At 34.7% G+C, this 15,122-nt stretch carries 18 protein-coding genes and 1 riboswitch; of the genes, 6 read left to right on the top strand and 12 right to left on the bottom strand.

Annotated features, from left to right (window positions below; all coding sequences use genetic code 11):
* Nucleotides 1–35 precede the first annotated feature (35 nt).
* On the bottom strand, nucleotides 36–986 hold the full coding sequence (locus tag H9650_RS09620; RefSeq protein WP_151109975.1) for an LCP family protein: 951 nt from the start codon (nucleotides 984–986) through the stop codon (nucleotides 36–38).
* Between the two features lie 162 nt (nucleotides 987–1,148).
* Between H9650_RS09620 and msrA the strand changes: the two genes are divergently transcribed.
* The 3 genes from msrA (at nucleotide 1,149) to H9650_RS09605 (ending at nucleotide 2,594) form a co-directional block, all read left to right on the top strand.
* Nucleotides 1,149–1,679 (top strand): peptide-methionine (S)-S-oxide reductase MsrA, encoded by a 531-nt coding sequence (gene msrA / locus H9650_RS09615; protein ID WP_191697062.1) that lies wholly within the window; start codon nucleotides 1,149–1,151, stop codon nucleotides 1,677–1,679.
* Between the two features lie 95 nt (nucleotides 1,680–1,774).
* Nucleotides 1,775–1,872: riboswitch (guanidine-I (ykkC/yxkD leader) on the top strand.
* Between the two features lie 66 nt (nucleotides 1,873–1,938).
* A complete protein-coding gene (locus H9650_RS09610; protein WP_191697061.1) occupies nucleotides 1,939–2,280 on the top strand; it encodes a DMT family transporter in 342 nt (113 codons plus the stop codon).
* The gene (locus H9650_RS09605; protein WP_144536601.1) at nucleotides 2,280–2,594 is read left to right on the top strand and encodes a DMT family transporter; all 315 of its coding nucleotides are present in this window, start codon (nucleotides 2,280–2,282) and stop codon (nucleotides 2,592–2,594) included. The genes H9650_RS09610 and H9650_RS09605 overlap by 1 nt, the downstream gene beginning before the upstream one ends.
* Before the next feature lie 185 nt (nucleotides 2,595–2,779).
* Here H9650_RS09605 and H9650_RS09600 read toward each other — a convergent pair whose 3' ends face one another.
* Together H9650_RS09600 and H9650_RS09595 are read right to left on the bottom strand one after the other, a co-directional pair.
* Nucleotides 2,780–3,160 (bottom strand): YolD-like family protein, encoded by a 381-nt coding sequence (locus H9650_RS09600; RefSeq protein ID WP_191697060.1) that lies wholly within the window; start codon nucleotides 3,158–3,160, stop codon nucleotides 2,780–2,782.
* Nucleotides 3,161–3,343: 183 nt separating this feature from the next.
* On the bottom strand, nucleotides 3,344–3,565 hold the full coding sequence (locus tag H9650_RS09595; RefSeq protein WP_229654077.1) for a transcriptional regulator: 222 nt from the start codon (nucleotides 3,563–3,565) through the stop codon (nucleotides 3,344–3,346).
* Nucleotides 3,566–3,899: 334 nt separating this feature from the next.
* On the opposite strand from H9650_RS09595, the gene H9650_RS09590 reads away from it, so the two are divergent.
* On the top strand, nucleotides 3,900–5,501 hold the full coding sequence (locus H9650_RS09590) for an ABC-F family ATP-binding cassette domain-containing protein (protein WP_144536605.1): 1,602 nt from the start codon (nucleotides 3,900–3,902) through the stop codon (nucleotides 5,499–5,501).
* A gap of 84 nt (nucleotides 5,502–5,585) precedes the next feature.
* Here the strand turns inward: H9650_RS09590 and H9650_RS09585 are convergent, their stop codons facing one another.
* The 5 genes from H9650_RS09585 to H9650_RS09565 all read right to left on the bottom strand — a co-directional run bounded on the left by H9650_RS09585 (nucleotide 5,586) and on the right by H9650_RS09565 (nucleotide 8,368).
* Nucleotides 5,586–5,969 carry a hypothetical protein gene (locus H9650_RS09585; protein ID WP_318245407.1) on the bottom strand — a complete coding sequence of 128 codons (384 nt, stop codon included), beginning with the start codon at nucleotides 5,967–5,969 and terminating at the stop codon, nucleotides 5,586–5,588.
* Between the two features lie 58 nt (nucleotides 5,970–6,027).
* Entirely contained in the window at nucleotides 6,028–6,516 is a 489-nt protein-coding gene (locus H9650_RS09580; protein ID WP_144536607.1) for a YkvA family protein, read from the bottom strand.
* A gap of 201 nt (nucleotides 6,517–6,717) precedes the next feature.
* On the bottom strand, nucleotides 6,718–7,557 hold the full coding sequence (locus tag H9650_RS09575) for an STAS domain-containing protein (protein ID WP_144536609.1): 840 nt from the start codon (nucleotides 7,555–7,557) through the stop codon (nucleotides 6,718–6,720).
* A 155-nt stretch (nucleotides 7,558–7,712) separates the two neighbouring features.
* Entirely contained in the window at nucleotides 7,713–7,913 is a 201-nt protein-coding gene (locus H9650_RS09570; protein ID WP_144536611.1) for a cold-shock protein, read from the bottom strand.
* Nucleotides 7,914–8,107: 194 nt separating this feature from the next.
* Nucleotides 8,108–8,368, bottom strand: a complete 261-nt coding sequence (locus H9650_RS09565) for a DUF1033 family protein (protein WP_229654078.1) — start codon at nucleotides 8,366–8,368, stop codon at nucleotides 8,108–8,110.
* 274 nt (nucleotides 8,369–8,642) lie between these two features.
* Between H9650_RS09565 and H9650_RS09560 the strand changes: the two genes are divergently transcribed.
* Nucleotides 8,643–9,314 carry a 5-bromo-4-chloroindolyl phosphate hydrolysis family protein gene (locus H9650_RS09560; RefSeq protein ID WP_144536615.1) on the top strand — a complete coding sequence of 224 codons (672 nt, stop codon included), beginning with the start codon at nucleotides 8,643–8,645 and terminating at the stop codon, nucleotides 9,312–9,314.
* A complete protein-coding gene (locus H9650_RS09555) occupies nucleotides 9,292–10,488 on the top strand; it encodes a toxic anion resistance protein (protein WP_151109990.1) in 1,197 nt (398 codons plus the stop codon). The genes H9650_RS09560 and H9650_RS09555 overlap by 23 nt, the downstream gene beginning before the upstream one ends.
* A 164-nt stretch (nucleotides 10,489–10,652) precedes the next feature.
* Here the strand turns inward: H9650_RS09555 and H9650_RS09550 are convergent, their stop codons facing one another.
* The 4 genes from H9650_RS09550 to odhB form a co-directional block, all read right to left on the bottom strand.
* Nucleotides 10,653–12,533, bottom strand: a complete 1,881-nt coding sequence (locus H9650_RS09550) for a vWA domain-containing protein (protein ID WP_191697059.1) — start codon at nucleotides 12,531–12,533, stop codon at nucleotides 10,653–10,655.
* A 10-nt stretch (nucleotides 12,534–12,543) separates the two neighbouring features.
* The gene (locus H9650_RS09545; protein ID WP_144536621.1) at nucleotides 12,544–13,407 is read right to left on the bottom strand and encodes an ATP-binding protein; all 864 of its coding nucleotides are present in this window, start codon (nucleotides 13,405–13,407) and stop codon (nucleotides 12,544–12,546) included.
* 109 nt (nucleotides 13,408–13,516) lie between these two features.
* Complete coding sequence (locus H9650_RS09540; protein WP_144536623.1) at nucleotides 13,517–13,714, bottom strand: DUF6501 family protein; 198 nt, start codon at nucleotides 13,712–13,714, stop codon at nucleotides 13,517–13,519.
* A gap of 160 nt (nucleotides 13,715–13,874) precedes the next feature.
* Nucleotides 13,875–15,119, bottom strand: a complete 1,245-nt coding sequence (odhB, locus tag H9650_RS09535) for a 2-oxoglutarate dehydrogenase complex dihydrolipoyllysine-residue succinyltransferase (RefSeq protein WP_191697058.1) — start codon at nucleotides 15,117–15,119, stop codon at nucleotides 13,875–13,877.
* Nucleotides 15,120–15,122: the final 3 nt, after the last annotated feature.

The raw sequence follows: 15,122 nt of genomic DNA, 5'->3' as shown, positions 1-15,122 counted from the left end.
CGAGTGTAAAGATTCAATATCAAATGTAGAAGCTACTAATTTGATAAAAAATCTTCTATTGCTTTCCTATTTTGCTCTTTATCAATGACAATTACAGAACCAGCATGCTTATAGCTCTTAAAAGAATAACTCCCTTCTACAGGAATCGTCATTTTGTCTATTTCTAATTTTCCACTAACGATTGCATCCATCACTCGAATAGCTTTATCTTTTCTTGAATAATCTGTTTGGATATATCCCTCTGCTGCACCTAAGAATTGAGGAACATTAGAAATATTATCTATAGATAGCACTTCATCCTTTAAAGCTTCCATCACTTTTTGTTGTCGGGCAACCCTCCCAAAATCGCCTTCATTATCTGCACGGAATCTTGCATAACCTAGTAATTCCTTCCCATCTAATTGTTGCTCCCCTTTAGTTAAGGACACACCAATTTTTTCGGACATATCTTTTTCCACATCCATTTTTATCCCTTCGGGCGCAAGAATATCAACTAGTGACTCAAAGCTCCTAAAATCGATAAGGGCATAATGATGTATCGGGATATCAAACATATTCTTCAATGTTGCCTGAAGAGTCGGGACACCGCCCAAATAGTATGCAGTATTTAACTTATATGATTGATAGTTTGGAATATCTGCATAGATGTCTCGCATGAACGAGATAATTTTCACATCATTACTTTTCTTATCCCAGGAAATAACCATCATCGTGTCAGTTCTGGATTTTTCTTTCCCTCCTGCTCCTGAATCGGCACCAAGGACTAAAATATTTTCTCGCTCGCCTTTAGACCAAGAGTCACCCTCGAAGTCGATTTCTTGATGAACTTTTGTTTCCTTCGCTAAATTATATCCTGCTCTATATTGTAAAAATGAATAAGTACCTATAACTAATACAAATACGACAAGTATAGTTAATATCACTCTACCTTTTCGTAGCTTCTTCTTCGGTTTGTATCTTCTTTCTTTTACTTGTTCTTCATCCATTATAAATCTCCCCTTAAGTTCCTCAGCTATATGAAAAGGCACTTAAATGCCATTAGTAGCCTACTCTTATAATAACGTATTTTCATAAACTTGGTTTCAGAATTTTGTACAACTTCAAAAGTAATGGTAAAATCATTTTACTATATTAGGAGGTATATAAAAATGATAGAAAAAGCTACGTTTGCCGGAGGCTGTTTTTGGTGCATGGTAAAACCATTTGATACATGGGACGGAATACATAAAGTAACCTCAGGTTATATGGGTGGGCATATTGAAAACCCTACGTATGAACAGGTAAAAAAAGGTGATTCTGGGCACTTAGAGGTAGTAGAAATACAATATGATTCATCTATCTTTTCCTATGAAAAGCTATTAGAAATTTATTGGCAGCAAATTGATCCCACAGACGCTGGAGGGCAATTCCAGGACCGTGGAGAAAGCTATAGTACTGCTATATTTGTTTATAATGAGAACCAACGAGAGCTAGCAGAAAAATCGAAACAGGAGCTAGCAGAAAGCGGTAAATTTTCTAAGCCAATCGTTACCACAATAAGAGATGCCAAGGTCTTTTATATTGCTGAGGATTATCACCAAGACTTTTATAAAAAAAGTCCTGATCACTATAAAGAAGATCGTGCACAATCCGGAAGAGATGAATTCCTCGGCAAGCATTGGAATAAAACTCAAAGCTAACTACAGACTGAGCTTATGCTTAAGGGATTAAAATTTTTTCAACATAATATTGATTTTAGTATTAAAATGTGTATAATACAAAGTAATTATATACTTTAAATGTTTTCTAGGGTTCCGTAACAGTTACGTTAGTCTGGACCGAGAGAAAACTCACAGCTTTGCTGTGTCACGGAAGGATAAAAGCCTGGGAGAAACTGTTAAACAGTTATCTTCTAGGCTTTTTTATTTTTGGTAATAATAAATTTGGAGGTGCTTTTAGATGAATAAAGACTGGATTAAGGTATTTGTTGCTGCTATCTTTGAGATTTTTTGGGTTATTGGTTTAAAACATGCGGATGACTTTTGGACATGGGCTGGAACCGTCATTGCTATTTTTATCAGCTTTTATTTAATGATTATGTCTGGACGTAGACTTCCAGTAGGAACTGTATATTCAGTTTTTGTTGGTTTAGGTACGGCAGGAACTGTCTTCTCTGAAATACTATTTTTTGGCGAACCGTTCCAAGTAGAAAAAGTACTTTTGATATTATTTTTGTTAGCAGGAGTAATTGGCTTGAAACTAGTTACACCCGACAAAGTTCAAGAAGGGAATGAATCCTAATGGCCTGGATTTCTTTAATCTTAGCAGGATTGTGTGAAATGTTTGGTGTTGCAATGATAAGTAAGTTGCATAAAGATCGAAATTGGCAAACGCTTGTGATATTAATTTTAGGGTTTGGAGCAAGCTTTATACTTCTTGCTTATTCAATGAAAACACTTCCTATGGGTACAGCTTATGCTATTTGGACAGGAATTGGTGCTTCTGGTGGAGCAATTTTGGGTATGGTTTTATACGGAGAATCCTCAGATTGGAAAAGAATTGTTTTTATAAGCATGGTTTTAGGGGCTGCAGTAGGTTTAAAACTTGTAGCCTAAAGTTATTGTTGATGGGTTGTAGGAGGAGAATTTATTTATTAAATAAAGTTAGAAGATAAAAATTACTCGGTAGAAAATTCTTTTTGATCTTTGATTTTATCAATATTCTACTGTTAGTTTTCTTATCTATTTATTTCTCAACACCCTCTCCTTCTATTTACTTATTCTTCTTAAATTCATTTAGTTTAATCCATAATCGTAACATCTACTATTTCATCTATTTTTATTGATAATAAATAAAATGGGTCCTGTAGCTGAATCACCCTGTGCTTTAAGTCAACTTCCTCGATAATTCCCCTATTATAAACAAATTGTCCATTTTTCCATCTTTTAATTTTTGTATCACTTTTGGATGTATAAGCTATATCCAAATTCTCTGATAATGTTACGTAATCATATTCTGTTAACTCTGGTTTCGGCTCTCTTTTTACTTCCTCGTAATAATCACGTAGCAATGCCACATGCTCTGGAAGCATCATTGAAGTTCCCCACTTAATATTTCTTCGTGGATCAATATTATATTTTGATTTCTTTGCTTCTTCGAAAAAGGCATCATGAAAACCCATAAGTCAAACTCTCCTTTAATGTAATAAATAAGGTTCAATAAAAATGATTAGCCTTTCTTTTTTAAATGTTAAATTGACTATTAATTAGCTAGCTAGAGAATATCTAAAGCCATCTGCTTTTGTTTTTCTTTCAATGAATTAGTATATTGTTCTTCAGACAGCTTCCTACAACAAGTAGTTTTGTTAAATAACCGTCCTTTCTTTATAAAAGACAGGGACAAATGCTAATACGTTGTTAATTTTAAAAATCCTTTTAGTACCCCTTAAAAAGCAGTAGGCTTGGAATGTCTCCTTTGAAACACTCAATACTTTTACTCTCCTCTTGCTGATTTCACCGTTGTTTTTCATATAAATCATTTCAAATACTTGTTTTGTTTTCATTGAATTCAAAATTGTAATACGCACATTCGTTCCCTCCTTTTTATTTATTATAAGAACATTTGTTTGTTTTTACAACTTGAAATTTCAGGAAAAAATAAATAGCCATTTTTATTTATTACGTCCTGCTTTATCGCCATTTTCGGTTCAAATTACAAGCTTAAGTCAAATTTTTTTATTCTATTTGTAATTTGAACAATAATAAGTAAGTTTGTTTCAGAAAATTTTACAATTAAGTATGGCCAAAATTGGGGCACTCCATTAATTAATTCAGCTCTAAACCCCAACATATCAACGTTTGATAGCTTTTGTTTAAACTACATGCTATAATAAGAGCATTGTGAATTTTAGGAGGTATAGTATGATTGCAGTAAGTAATGTAAGTCTTCGATTTGGCGATCGTAAATTATTCGAAGATGTAAATATAAAGTTTACACCAGGTAACTGCTATGGGTTAATCGGTGCAAACGGAGCTGGTAAGTCTACATTTATCAAAATCTTGTCAGGTGAAATTGAGCCACAAGAAGGTAATGTGATTATGAATCCAGATGAGCGCTTAGCGATTTTGAAGCAAAATCACTTTGAGTATGAAGAATATAATGTGTTAGAAACAGTTATTATGGGTCATAAGCGTTTATATGAAGTAATGAATGAAAAAAATGCAATTTATATGAAAGAAGACTTTTCTGATGAAGATGGTATGCGTGCAGCCGAGCTAGAAGGCGAATTCGCCGATCTAAACGGTTGGGAAGCTGAATCAGAAGCAGCAATCCTTCTACAAGGTTTAGGAATTCCAGATAGTATGCACCAAAAGAAAATGTCTGAATTAACAGGTTCAGAAAAAGTGAAGGTCCTTTTAGCACAAGCATTGTTTGGTAAACCAGACGTACTTTTACTAGATGAGCCTACCAACCATTTAGATATAAAAGCAATTCAATGGCTAGAAGATTTCTTGATCAACTTTGAAAATACTGTTATCGTAGTTTCGCATGACCGTCACTTTTTAAACAAGGTTTGTACACATATTGCAGACTTAGACTTTAGTAAAATTCAAGTTTATGTTGGAAACTATGACTTCTGGTATGAATCGAGTCAGCTTGCAACTAAAATGGCACAAGATCAAAACAGTAAAAAAGAAGAAAAAATTAAAGAATTACAAGCCTTCATTGCTCGCTTTAGTGCTAACGCATCTAAATCTAAGCAAGCAACTTCACGTAAAAAAATGTTAGATAAAATCGAGTTAGATGATATTAGACCATCTTCTCGTAAGTATCCATATGTTAACTTTGCTATGAAACGTGAAATTGGAAATGACGTTTTACAAGTTCAAGATCTTGGTTACTCATTAGAGAACGAAAAACTATTCTCTGGCATGAATTTCACTATGAATAAGGACGACAAAATTATTTTGCTAGGTGATGAGCTCGCTAAGTCTGCTCTACTTCGTCTTCTAGCTGAAGAGGAAGAGCCACAAGAAGGATCTATCAGATGGGGCGTTACTACATCTCGTGCTTATTTCCCTCTTGATAACGCAAAATACTTTAACGGTTCAGAAACGTCTCTAGTTGATTGGCTTCGTCAATATTCACCAGATGATGAAAGTGAGACATTCTTACGTGGATTCCTAGGACGTATGCTATTCTCTGGTGAAGAAGTAAAGAAAAAGCCTTCCGTACTATCTGGAGGAGAAAAAGTTCGTTGTATGCTATCCAAAATGATGCTTTCTGAAAGTAATGTTTTGTTATTAGATGAGCCTACCAACCACTTAGACTTAGAATCAATCCAAGCCCTAAACAATGGCTTAATCGCGTTTAAAGGTGCTATGATCTTCACCTCTCATGACCATCAGTTCATTCAAACGATTGCAAATCGTGTAATCGAAATCCGCAAGGACGGCTCTATCTTAGATAAGCAGCTGACATACGATGAATTTTTGGAATGGAAAGAAGCTCAAAAATTATAATATAGAAAAGCGCAGTGCTAGATAAAATCTTCATTTTCTTATCTTAAAAAAGGGTATTCGTGATAATTCACGGATACCCTTTTCTCATCTATATTGCAGAGGATCTAAATCTCTATTAATTGGTCCATAATGTACCAGACCCCACTCGATTATACGATCTATAATACGATCATACAATTCGTCATCAAAAACAGGTGAAACTGAATTTCGCAACTCGTCTACATCATTTTTGATCTCTTTTAACTCATCATGCTTAAAAACAACATCATCATTTAGAGAATCCCATATATAATCACAGAATCGAACAAATTCAACATCCCAATTCGCATTGCCATTATTCTGTGCCTCATATCTTAACTTCTCAATAGCTCTAATTAATTCTCCTTCTACGGTTTCCGATTGTCCATTCCGCGGAACATATTTTTTCCAAATAGCTTTTGCTTCTTCAAAATATTCCACTATTACCACCTCAAACAAAAATAGTTACTATTATCAATTTTTAAAAAAGCATGAGACAATTATTGTCTCATGCTTTTTTTGAAGTTTTGATAAATCGGCCAAGCAATGAACGAGCCGGTAATTTTCCTAAAACAGTATCTCCAGTTTCCGATACCTTTTTCAACGTGTTTAAAAGTTTGTCTTCTCCAGCCCAATGCTCTTCTACAATTTCAGGTGAAAATTTATTTAATAGCATATTGACGATAAATGCTGCAACTATAATATCATCGATGAAACCACCAGGTCCCACTAGGCCCTCTGGTAAGATATCGATTGGAGTAATAAAGTAAAGAATACCACTCCCTATAAGTGTTTTACTTTTCGAGTCAATGCGGTCATCCAACATTGATTTAATAAGTAAATGAAAAAAATCAGGAGCAAACAAAAGATACGGAGTAAACTTTCCCATCTTATTTGATTTTGAATCAACGTAATTTGTTATTTTAGCGCGTAATTTCGTATAAAAATCTTGTTGTTCATCATAGGAAGGCAATTCCTTTTTTAACTCTAAGTCCATACAAAACTCCCCCTTCTTTTTATCACTATACCAAATATTTAGGTAAATGAAACATATATAGTACTACTTAAATGAAATAATTGATTTCCACTACAGCTTGCGTACTTTGTTACAGGTGCCAGGCACCTGTAACAAAGTACAGGATGAATGATAAGCCATTAAATATCCCTGTTCCATGCATGTTCTGTTTATGAGATAAACTTATTTTAATGTTATTTCACCTATATTTAAATACTCATTTAAAGCTTGTTGTAATGTGCCATAGGTTTTTGTATCTTTATCAAACATCATTCCTAATCGGATCATTTGACGAACAACCTCTGGTCTTAAGCCGGTAATTATTGTTTGACACCCCATCATGGCAGTTCCATATAAAGTTTTCATAAGATGCTCTATTACGTCATTTTCCATTTCAGCAATTCCAGATAAATCTATGATTAAAGTTTGTATTCGTAGTCTTCCTATTTCTGTCAATACTTTCTCTTCTAAAATTGCTGTTCGATATGTATCAACTGAACCAATTAAAGGTAAAATACAGATAGAAGGTGTAATTGGTATAATTGGTACTGAAAGATTTTCGACAACCTTTCTTTGAGAGAGTATCAATGCATCTTTATAAGTAGAATAATTTATGAAAAATGCGTTTAAGAAATTATCTATTCGATTATTTAGCAGTTTTTCTATTTCAAAGAAATCTTCCATATTCCAATAGTCTTCAAGATCATTCATTTCTTTTATAAAGGCCCAGACTGTTCTACGGATAGCCTGCACCCATTCAAGTTTGAAGGCTAAAGTTAAGGAATGAGTTGCCCAAGCGATTCCTTCTTGCTTAGCAAATAAGTCTAACTCCTCATCATTACCTTCGATAATATTCTTAATAAGACTATGTGCATTATTAATTAAATCAATATCTCCAACTCTTAAAATGTCATTAATCTTGTCACGGACATTTACAGCTTCAGAAAGAAGATTTTCTTGAACACGATTCTTGTTCTCTTTAAAGTACTCTATAATTCTTTCGTCTAAAAATAGCTTTTCCAAGTTGCTTCCCCCTAGATATTTTAATGATAATTTGAACACTCGTCTTATTTACCCATATAGTTTTAAAGTTAAACACTATGCGGATAGTGTTTTCATAAACATTTTTTATTTTGAGACAAAAAAAAATAGCCCATCTAAATGATGGGCTTTCTAACTTATAGTTTTGTAACATTTGCAGCTTGAGGTCCGCGATTTCCTTCTACTACTTCAAATTCTACACTTTGTCCCTCTTCAAGTGATTTGAAGCCTTCACCTTGAATAGCAGAGAAGTGTACGAATACGTCATTTTCTCCTTCAACTTCGATGAATCCAAATCCTTTTTCTGCGTTAAACCATTTTACAGTACCTTGTTTCATGTTATTACCTCCAAAAATAAAATTAACAATATGTAAATCTAAAAATTCACATATTCCATGAAGTACCGACATCACATCATCGATCACTACATGGGATATGTGAATTGCTAATACGGTTTATCATTTTAATTGTTATCTAAATTATAGCATTTGGATAAATATAGTCAACAAACTTTTACATTATTCTAAATCGTTTATTCGATAGTTTTCCAGATGATACCATGAAATATTTGTAAATCATCCTCACAGGACTCACAATAGCATTGCTCCTTAACAGACCAAAAAGCCCAGAATTTATCCTCTCTAGATTCTTCTTTTGGAAATTTTCTACGAAATTCTGTTAGCCTGTTATCAAGATACAATCGTGCATCTTCTTCCTTTTCAAACGAAACTCTTTCTAAAATATGATCTTCCCATCCTTCAAAAGCCCACCATGGTTCATAATCTGCTTTCATATAAATTACCTCATACATAATATATCGCCTCTAATACTTTATAATAATTCATATTTTACTGCTCTAAATTATTTTGTCTACTGTTACGACTTACTTGAACTGTTTAAATTGAAAATCTTCTCTCTTTGGGTTAAGTTATAATTAACAACTACAAACAAAATGGAGAAATTGGGTAAGCTTATAAAGGCTCTTCCCATATTGTTTATTTTTGCAAAATGAAACCTTCTTTTCTCTCATTCGTATAATGTAGTGTATATATAAGGAGGTCTTGACTATGACTGAAGCAGTTCAAACCGTCATTCGTCATTTTATAAATATTCCAATCATGATTGCATCATGGTTTACATTCTTTTTTCCTCTCGATTTTGGATTTTTAGGGAGTTCCGGACTAGCTGTTATCGTTTATGCAGCCTCTAACTTTACGATTAAAAAAATACAACAAAAATCCATTATGAAGAAATATGATTTAACAGCATCTGAATATTTCCACATTCGAAATCAAATCAAGGAAGCTAATGCAAAGGTCCGTACTCTTAATAGTCATTATTTGAAAGTGCGATCTATAAGTTCCTTTAAACAGCTTTTTGAACTAAATAGATTAGCCAAACGAATTATTGCATTGGTTAAAGCAAACCCTAAAAAATTTTATCAAGCAGAAAACTTCTTCTACGCTCATCTAGATTCAGCTGTAGAACTTACTTCTAAGTATACTTTCTTAGTTTCTCAACCTTCTAAAAACAGAGAAATGAAGCTAGCTTTAGAAGATACACGAGAGACTTTAGAATCCATCAACACTGTAATGGAAGATGACTTAAAAAATGTTCTAGCAAGCGACATGGAGCATTTGAGAATGGAATTAGACTTTGCTAAATTATCAGTATCTAAAAAAGCTAAACCTTTATATTTAAAAGGAGAGACAAAAGATGAGCGAAAATACCTCGAATAAAACAGATGATTTTTTAATGGACGAACTACTAAATAACCCATTTGCTCTAAATGAAGCTAAGCCTCAAGCAGTTTCCGAACAAACAAAAGATGCATTACCAACGAAATTAATAGATCGTTTATCGGAAGAAGAAAAACAGAAAGCTCAACAATTAGCTGATCAAATACCAGCTGGAAACTATGAGGCGATACTAACATATGGTGCCAATGCTCAAACAGAGCTTACTCGCTTTTCCCACCAAATGTTAGATCATGTTCAGAAAAAAGATATTGGGCCAGTTGGTGATATTTTAGGCGATTTAATGAAAAAGTTATCTGAGCTGAATCCCGAGGAGCTTTCCACAGAAAAGAAATCAGGTATCCGAAAACTCTTTAATCGAGTTAACCGTTCTGTACAAGAAATGATGACTAAATACCAAAAGCTAAGCACTCAGATTGACAGAATAGGCATTCAATTAGAGCATTCCAAACGTGGACTTGTGGAAGATGTTCAAATGCTAGATAAACTTTACGATCAAAACAAAACATATTTCCAGGCTTTAAATGTGTATATTGCTGCAGCTGAGCTTAAAAGAGATGAAATTGTAAATGTAACAATACCAGAATTAAGAAGAAAAGCGGAAATGTCTAACGATCAAATGGCATATCAAGAAGTTAATGACATGGCACAGTTTGTAGACCGCTTAGAAAAAAGAGTATATGATTTGCAACTTTCACGTCAAATTACCATCCAAAGCGCTCCGCAAATCCGAATGATTCAGCAAACCAACCAAACGTTAGCTGAAAAAATTCAATCGTCAATTATGACATCTATTCCATTGTGGAAGAACCAAATTGCTATCGCTCTTACATTAAATCGTCAGCAAAAAGCAGTGGCGGCCCAAAGACAGGTAACGAAAACAACAAATGATTTGCTCTTGAAAAACTCAGAAATGTTAAAAGTAAATAGTATTGAAACTGCTAAAGAAAATGAACGTGGCATCGTAGAAATCGATACATTGAAGAAAACACAGGAAAATCTTCTTCAAACAATCGAGGAAACAATGCGTATCCAAGCCGATGGAAGAGTAAAACGTAAAGCAGCAGAAATAGAAATTAGCCGTATGGAAGAAGAACTGAAACAACGTCTACTTCTCATCGCTGACCAATCTAAAAACAGATCCGTACAACCATAATATAAAAAGGCATAGCTTTTATTGGCGATGCCTTTTTATATTATATGCTTATAGAAAAACCTAGTAGTTCCTATTCAATTACACAATTTACAATAAAGCCTCTCTCCAATTTCTCCTCAAAGCCACACCAAAAAAACACAACGCTATAGTTTTGTTTTCACTAATCAGCTTTTAACGATATGATGAAGCATTTTCCGTAGCAACCGTAAAGTTTCATCTGAGAACTTTTCCAAAGATGCAGCAGTAGCAGTTTTCTTACCAAATATCAGATGAAAAAGCTCTATCTGTTCTTCAGTGGCTTCCTCATCATTTAGGAAAAGATGAAGAATGGATATCTTTTTTCGTTCAACCTCCAATACAGCCTCTGCAGTGTCCATAATGCCGTTTTGTGCATAACCAAACGCAGAAGGCTCTCCGTCAGAGAAAACAAGTAAGAATTTATGATTTTCTGGTCGTGCCTCTAGTCGTTTACCAATCCAGCGGATAGCAAATCCATCACGATTATCCTCATGTGCTTCCATAGACAAAATACTTAAACCACTATCTTTTTGACCATCCTCTAAACGATGAACCCATTCAAAGGTGTTTGGTTGCTTAGTTTCAGATGCTTCGAAGGCATCTTCATAATGAAGAACGATTTCATGTACAATCTTCAACTCTCTTAGAACATCATGAAATAATAAAACGGCTTTTTGGGTTTCCTCCATTTTATCCTGCATAGAAGCTGAACCATCCACAAGTAAACCAAATACAGCATTTAACTGAGTACTTGGAGCATTTTTTTTATAAAACGGTTTTGGTCTTTCTTCAGTCCAAATGGATGTCATTTGTGTGGAAAGCCTGCCTTTAGAGAGGTTTGTTCGTCGGTCTATCTTCTTTTGTTCCATTCGTTTTTTCATTTCTTGTACAAATGCTTTTACAAAGGGAGCCTGGTCCTGTCGAATAGCTTGTAGTTGTGTTTTTTGAATGAGGTTAGGAACAATTTCTATCCTTTTTTCTTCATAAACCACATTAGTATGCTCGTTTCCAAAATTCTTGCCCGCTTTTTTGCTATAACCACTTTTTTCTTCTTCATACTTGACGTCCTGAACTTCACTGTTATTTCCAGTGGAGTTTCCCCGTCCCGTTTCGGTAATCTCATGATTTTCCTGTCCTTGTTCTGCATTTACGTTTTGCTCGGCCTTTCCATCCCGGCCATGCTCCAATTCATATTGAAGATGGACTCCATCCTCCTGCTCATTTTCCCTATGCCACGATCTAAATACTTCTTCAATCGTATCTTTTTTTGCTTCCTCCCCCATCTCAGAATCCTTCAACCCTTGATGGTAATGAAAATCTATATTTGCTATATTAGAAGGCGATAGGATGGCATAAAACTGGAGAAGGGTATCGTCAAAAATAAACTCTGATAAAATATTTATAATTTGGAACGCAAGATCAATCGAATCCTGAGTAGATTTATTGTCATATACCTTTTGAATAATTCGGTTTGTTTCGATAAAGGAATCTGGACCAGTAGCATAAATGGTTCCCTCATACAAACAGATATACATATAACTGAGGTAAGCATCTGCTAGAAATCCTTTTTGCAAATTTACTATTAACTGCTGCTTATGAAAGGCTAAATATGTTTCTATTCTAATATCAAAAGTTTTCCTCATACCAATCCGTTTTTTTTGAATACTTTCCATCAATCGAAACTCTTCCAGACAAAAGATGATCTGATCCATGAACTTTGGTAGGATACTATTCCTTTCATCAAGGTAATGTGACCATGCAAGAACACTAAAATGCTTCCAAAATCCTTCTGTTAATAAATAAATATCAGATAGTCTACCTTTATGCATAACCTCTTCACTACGATGTCTCCAAAATACACTTATAGAAACAGTCTGTTCCTCAGGTTGAAACTCAATTAGCTTTCTTTCATTAATTGTAATATCCATATTTTTCGTCATAGCCTTAGCAATTGTTTCGTAATGCATCAGTTGCCTTGCATCAATCGTTTCGTTATTGAATTGGATAAAGCGATTTACCGAAGACAATTACATCACCTCACTTAATCCAAGAGGAAGCAAGCTCTAAAACAAGTCTCTTCTCTTGTTCATCCTCTAACTTTTCAGCAATCGCATAGTTTATAGCTCTCAATGGTTCCATGTAGTGTGCTAGCTCCATTGCATATTGGAGGCTTCGAATAGAGGCAGCGTCTTCAGCTAATAGACCTTGCTTCACTTGTTCCATTAAATCTGATGCAAGATTAAGCATTAGAGTGTGAAGCTCTTCTTGTGCATCAGGAAATAAATTATGAAATAGATTCGCAAGTAAATCTCCAGAAATATATGGAATAGTAAATGAGACAAAACGATTTTTCAATGCTTCATTCATAGGAGTTGTTCCGATATACCCTTCATTAATGGCAGCTATAACAGAAAAATCTGGGTGAGCCTTGATGACCTCACCAGTAAAGGGATTTGTAAGCATACGGCGATAATCTAACACGCTATGTAAAATCGGTAAGGTTTCGGACTTTGCCATATTTATTTCATCAATATATAGGATATGCCCTTTTTTCATCGCCTCCACTACAGGACCATCTACAAACTCAATAACATTAGTTCCTTCTTTAATGACAATAGTTTTAAAACCTAGTAAGGATTCTGCGTCCAAATCTACCGAACAGTTAATGCTCTGTACAGGCTGAGAAAAGAAGTGAGACACTGTTTCAGCAAGCTTTGTCTTCCCTGCTCCTGTTGGACCTTTTAATAAAACAGGCTTTTTTAAGGAAACCGCAATCAATACATCCTCATACAAAAAGTCGATTGGTGAAACATATCCTCCAGAGCCAATCAAATCTATATCTTTCTCACTGTGCAACCTTTTAGTCCTTATTTGTCTTTCTCTCTCTATTAAATCAATCATGTTGTTCCTCCTTAATAAGAAAAGTTCAAGCGCCTATGACTGCCTACATGCTCAAAACGCGAAAACTATCTTGTTTTCAAAAAAAAACTGATGAAGAATCATCAGTTTTTTATTGAAAATATTCCTTATAATAGCCGCCGACCTTACCTGTATTGTCTATGACAAATAAAAATTCTTCGGTTTCATTTTTAACTTCATATGTGTTTCCAACTGTCAGTACATTGCTAACTAAGAATTTTTTAGCGTCTGTATGGATACATGTTACTGTCTTAATAGTTGGCTTCACTGCCCAATTTGTATGTATCATTTAACCACTTCCTTTAAATATAGTATACGATTGAATGAAGGAAAATTCAATCACGATACTAATTTAACTAGTTACGCAAAGCAGGACATATACTTTGAAAACAGTATATGTTTTCTTAACTAAAAAAAGAGCAGACAAATTAAATGTCTGCTCTAAATGATTAAGAATTTAGCATTAAATCTTCAGGGTTTTCAAGAAGTTCTTTAACTGTTTTTAGGAATCCAACAGAATCTTTTCCATCGATTACACGGTGATCATAAGAAAGCGCTACATACATCATTGGACGAATTTCAATTTCATTTCCAACAGCAATTGGACGCTTTTGAATTGTATGCATTCCAAGAATACCAACTTGTGTACCATTTAAAATTGGTGTAGACAGTAGGGAACCGAATACTCCACCGTTTGTGATAGTAAATGATCCACCAGCCATGTCTGAAAGAGCTAATTTGTTGTCACGCGCTTTTTTAGCTAGGCCCGCAATGTCTCCTTCAATTTCTGCAAAGTTTTTGCGGTCAGCATCACGTACAATCGGTACTACTAATCCACCTTCTGTAGAAACAGCTATACCAATATCGTAGAAATTGTTTTTAACAATGTAATCCCCGTCAATTTGAGAATTCACATATGGGTATTTTTTTAATGCAGCTACAACTGCTTTAGTGAAGAAAGACATAAATCCAAGACGAACATCATTGTCCTCAAAGAATTTGTCTTTTTTACGAGAACGTAATGCCATAACATTAGTCATGTCAATTTCGTTAAAAGTTGTTAGCATTGCTGTACTTTGTCTTACTTCTAATAGACGAGAAGCAATTGTTTGACGACGGCGTGACATCTTCTCACGAGTAGTACGGCCATCATCCTCTTTAGCTGGTGTTGTTGTTTTAGCAGACTCTGCTTTTGATGGTGCAGGTTTAGAACCATGCGCAGATACATCTTGAACTCGAACGCGACCCATAGGATCTACAGGTGAAATTTCACTTAAGTTAATGCCTTTTTCGCGAGCTAGTTTGCGAGCAGCAGGACTTGCAATGGTACGATCTTGTTCATTAGAAGCCTCTTCATTTGCTTTTGCTACTTCTTGTGCTTTGTTACCATTAACTTCAGGAGCTTTCGCTTCTTCTTTTGGTTGTTCCTTTGCTTCTGCCTTAGCTGCTGGTGCACCTGAACCAGCACCTACTATAGCAATAACTTCACCAACTTGAACAGTATCACCTTCTGCAAATAATAGTTCACTTACTACTCCAGCTTCTTCAGAAATAACCTCTACGTTAACTTTATCTGTTTCTAATTCAACGATAAATTCGCCTTTTTCTACTGTATCACCTGGTTGTTTTAACCATTGTGCAATGGTACCCTCTGTAATCGATTCTGCTAGTTCCGGAACAATAATTTCTGCCACTTG

This window comes from Psychrobacillus faecigallinarum (assembly GCF_014836595.1).
Taxonomy (GTDB): Bacteria; Bacillota; Bacilli; order Bacillales_A; family Planococcaceae; genus Psychrobacillus; species Psychrobacillus faecigallinarum.
Note: the sequence above shows the minus strand (reverse complement) of the source record. Positions and strands in the feature narration are given on the sequence as shown.

Bases quoted from the DNA above. Each gene is read 5' to 3' on its own strand.
- H9650_RS09590 (WP_144536605.1), top strand. From the start codon at position 3,900: ATGATTGCAGTAAGTAATGTAAGTCTTCGATTTGGCGATCGTAAATTA.
- H9650_RS09605 (WP_144536601.1), top strand. From the start codon at position 2,280: ATGGCCTGGATTTCTTTAATCTTAGCAGGATTGTGTGAAATGTTTGGT.
- H9650_RS09620 (WP_151109975.1), bottom strand. From the start codon at position 986: ATGGATGAAGAACAAGTAAAAGAAAGAAGATACAAACCGAAGAAGAAG.
- H9650_RS09540 (WP_144536623.1), bottom strand. From the start codon at position 13,714: ATGATACATACAAATTGGGCAGTGAAGCCAACTATTAAGACAGTAACA.
- H9650_RS09555 (WP_151109990.1), top strand. From the start codon at position 9,292: ATGAGCGAAAATACCTCGAATAAAACAGATGATTTTTTAATGGACGAA.
- H9650_RS09560 (WP_144536615.1), top strand. From the start codon at position 8,643: ATGACTGAAGCAGTTCAAACCGTCATTCGTCATTTTATAAATATTCCA.
- H9650_RS09610 (WP_191697061.1), top strand. From the start codon at position 1,939: ATGAATAAAGACTGGATTAAGGTATTTGTTGCTGCTATCTTTGAGATT.
- msrA (WP_191697062.1), top strand. From the start codon at position 1,149: ATGATAGAAAAAGCTACGTTTGCCGGAGGCTGTTTTTGGTGCATGGTA.
- H9650_RS09570 (WP_144536611.1), bottom strand. From the start codon at position 7,913: ATGAAACAAGGTACTGTAAAATGGTTTAACGCAGAAAAAGGATTTGGA.
- H9650_RS09600 (WP_191697060.1), bottom strand. From the start codon at position 3,160: ATGGGTTTTCATGATGCCTTTTTCGAAGAAGCAAAGAAATCAAAATAT.
- H9650_RS09580 (WP_144536607.1), bottom strand. From the start codon at position 6,516: ATGGACTTAGAGTTAAAAAAGGAATTGCCTTCCTATGATGAACAACAA.
- H9650_RS09565 (WP_229654078.1), bottom strand. From the start codon at position 8,368: ATGAAAGCAGATTATGAACCATGGTGGGCTTTTGAAGGATGGGAAGAT.
- H9650_RS09545 (WP_144536621.1), bottom strand. From the start codon at position 13,407: ATGATTGATTTAATAGAGAGAGAAAGACAAATAAGGACTAAAAGGTTG.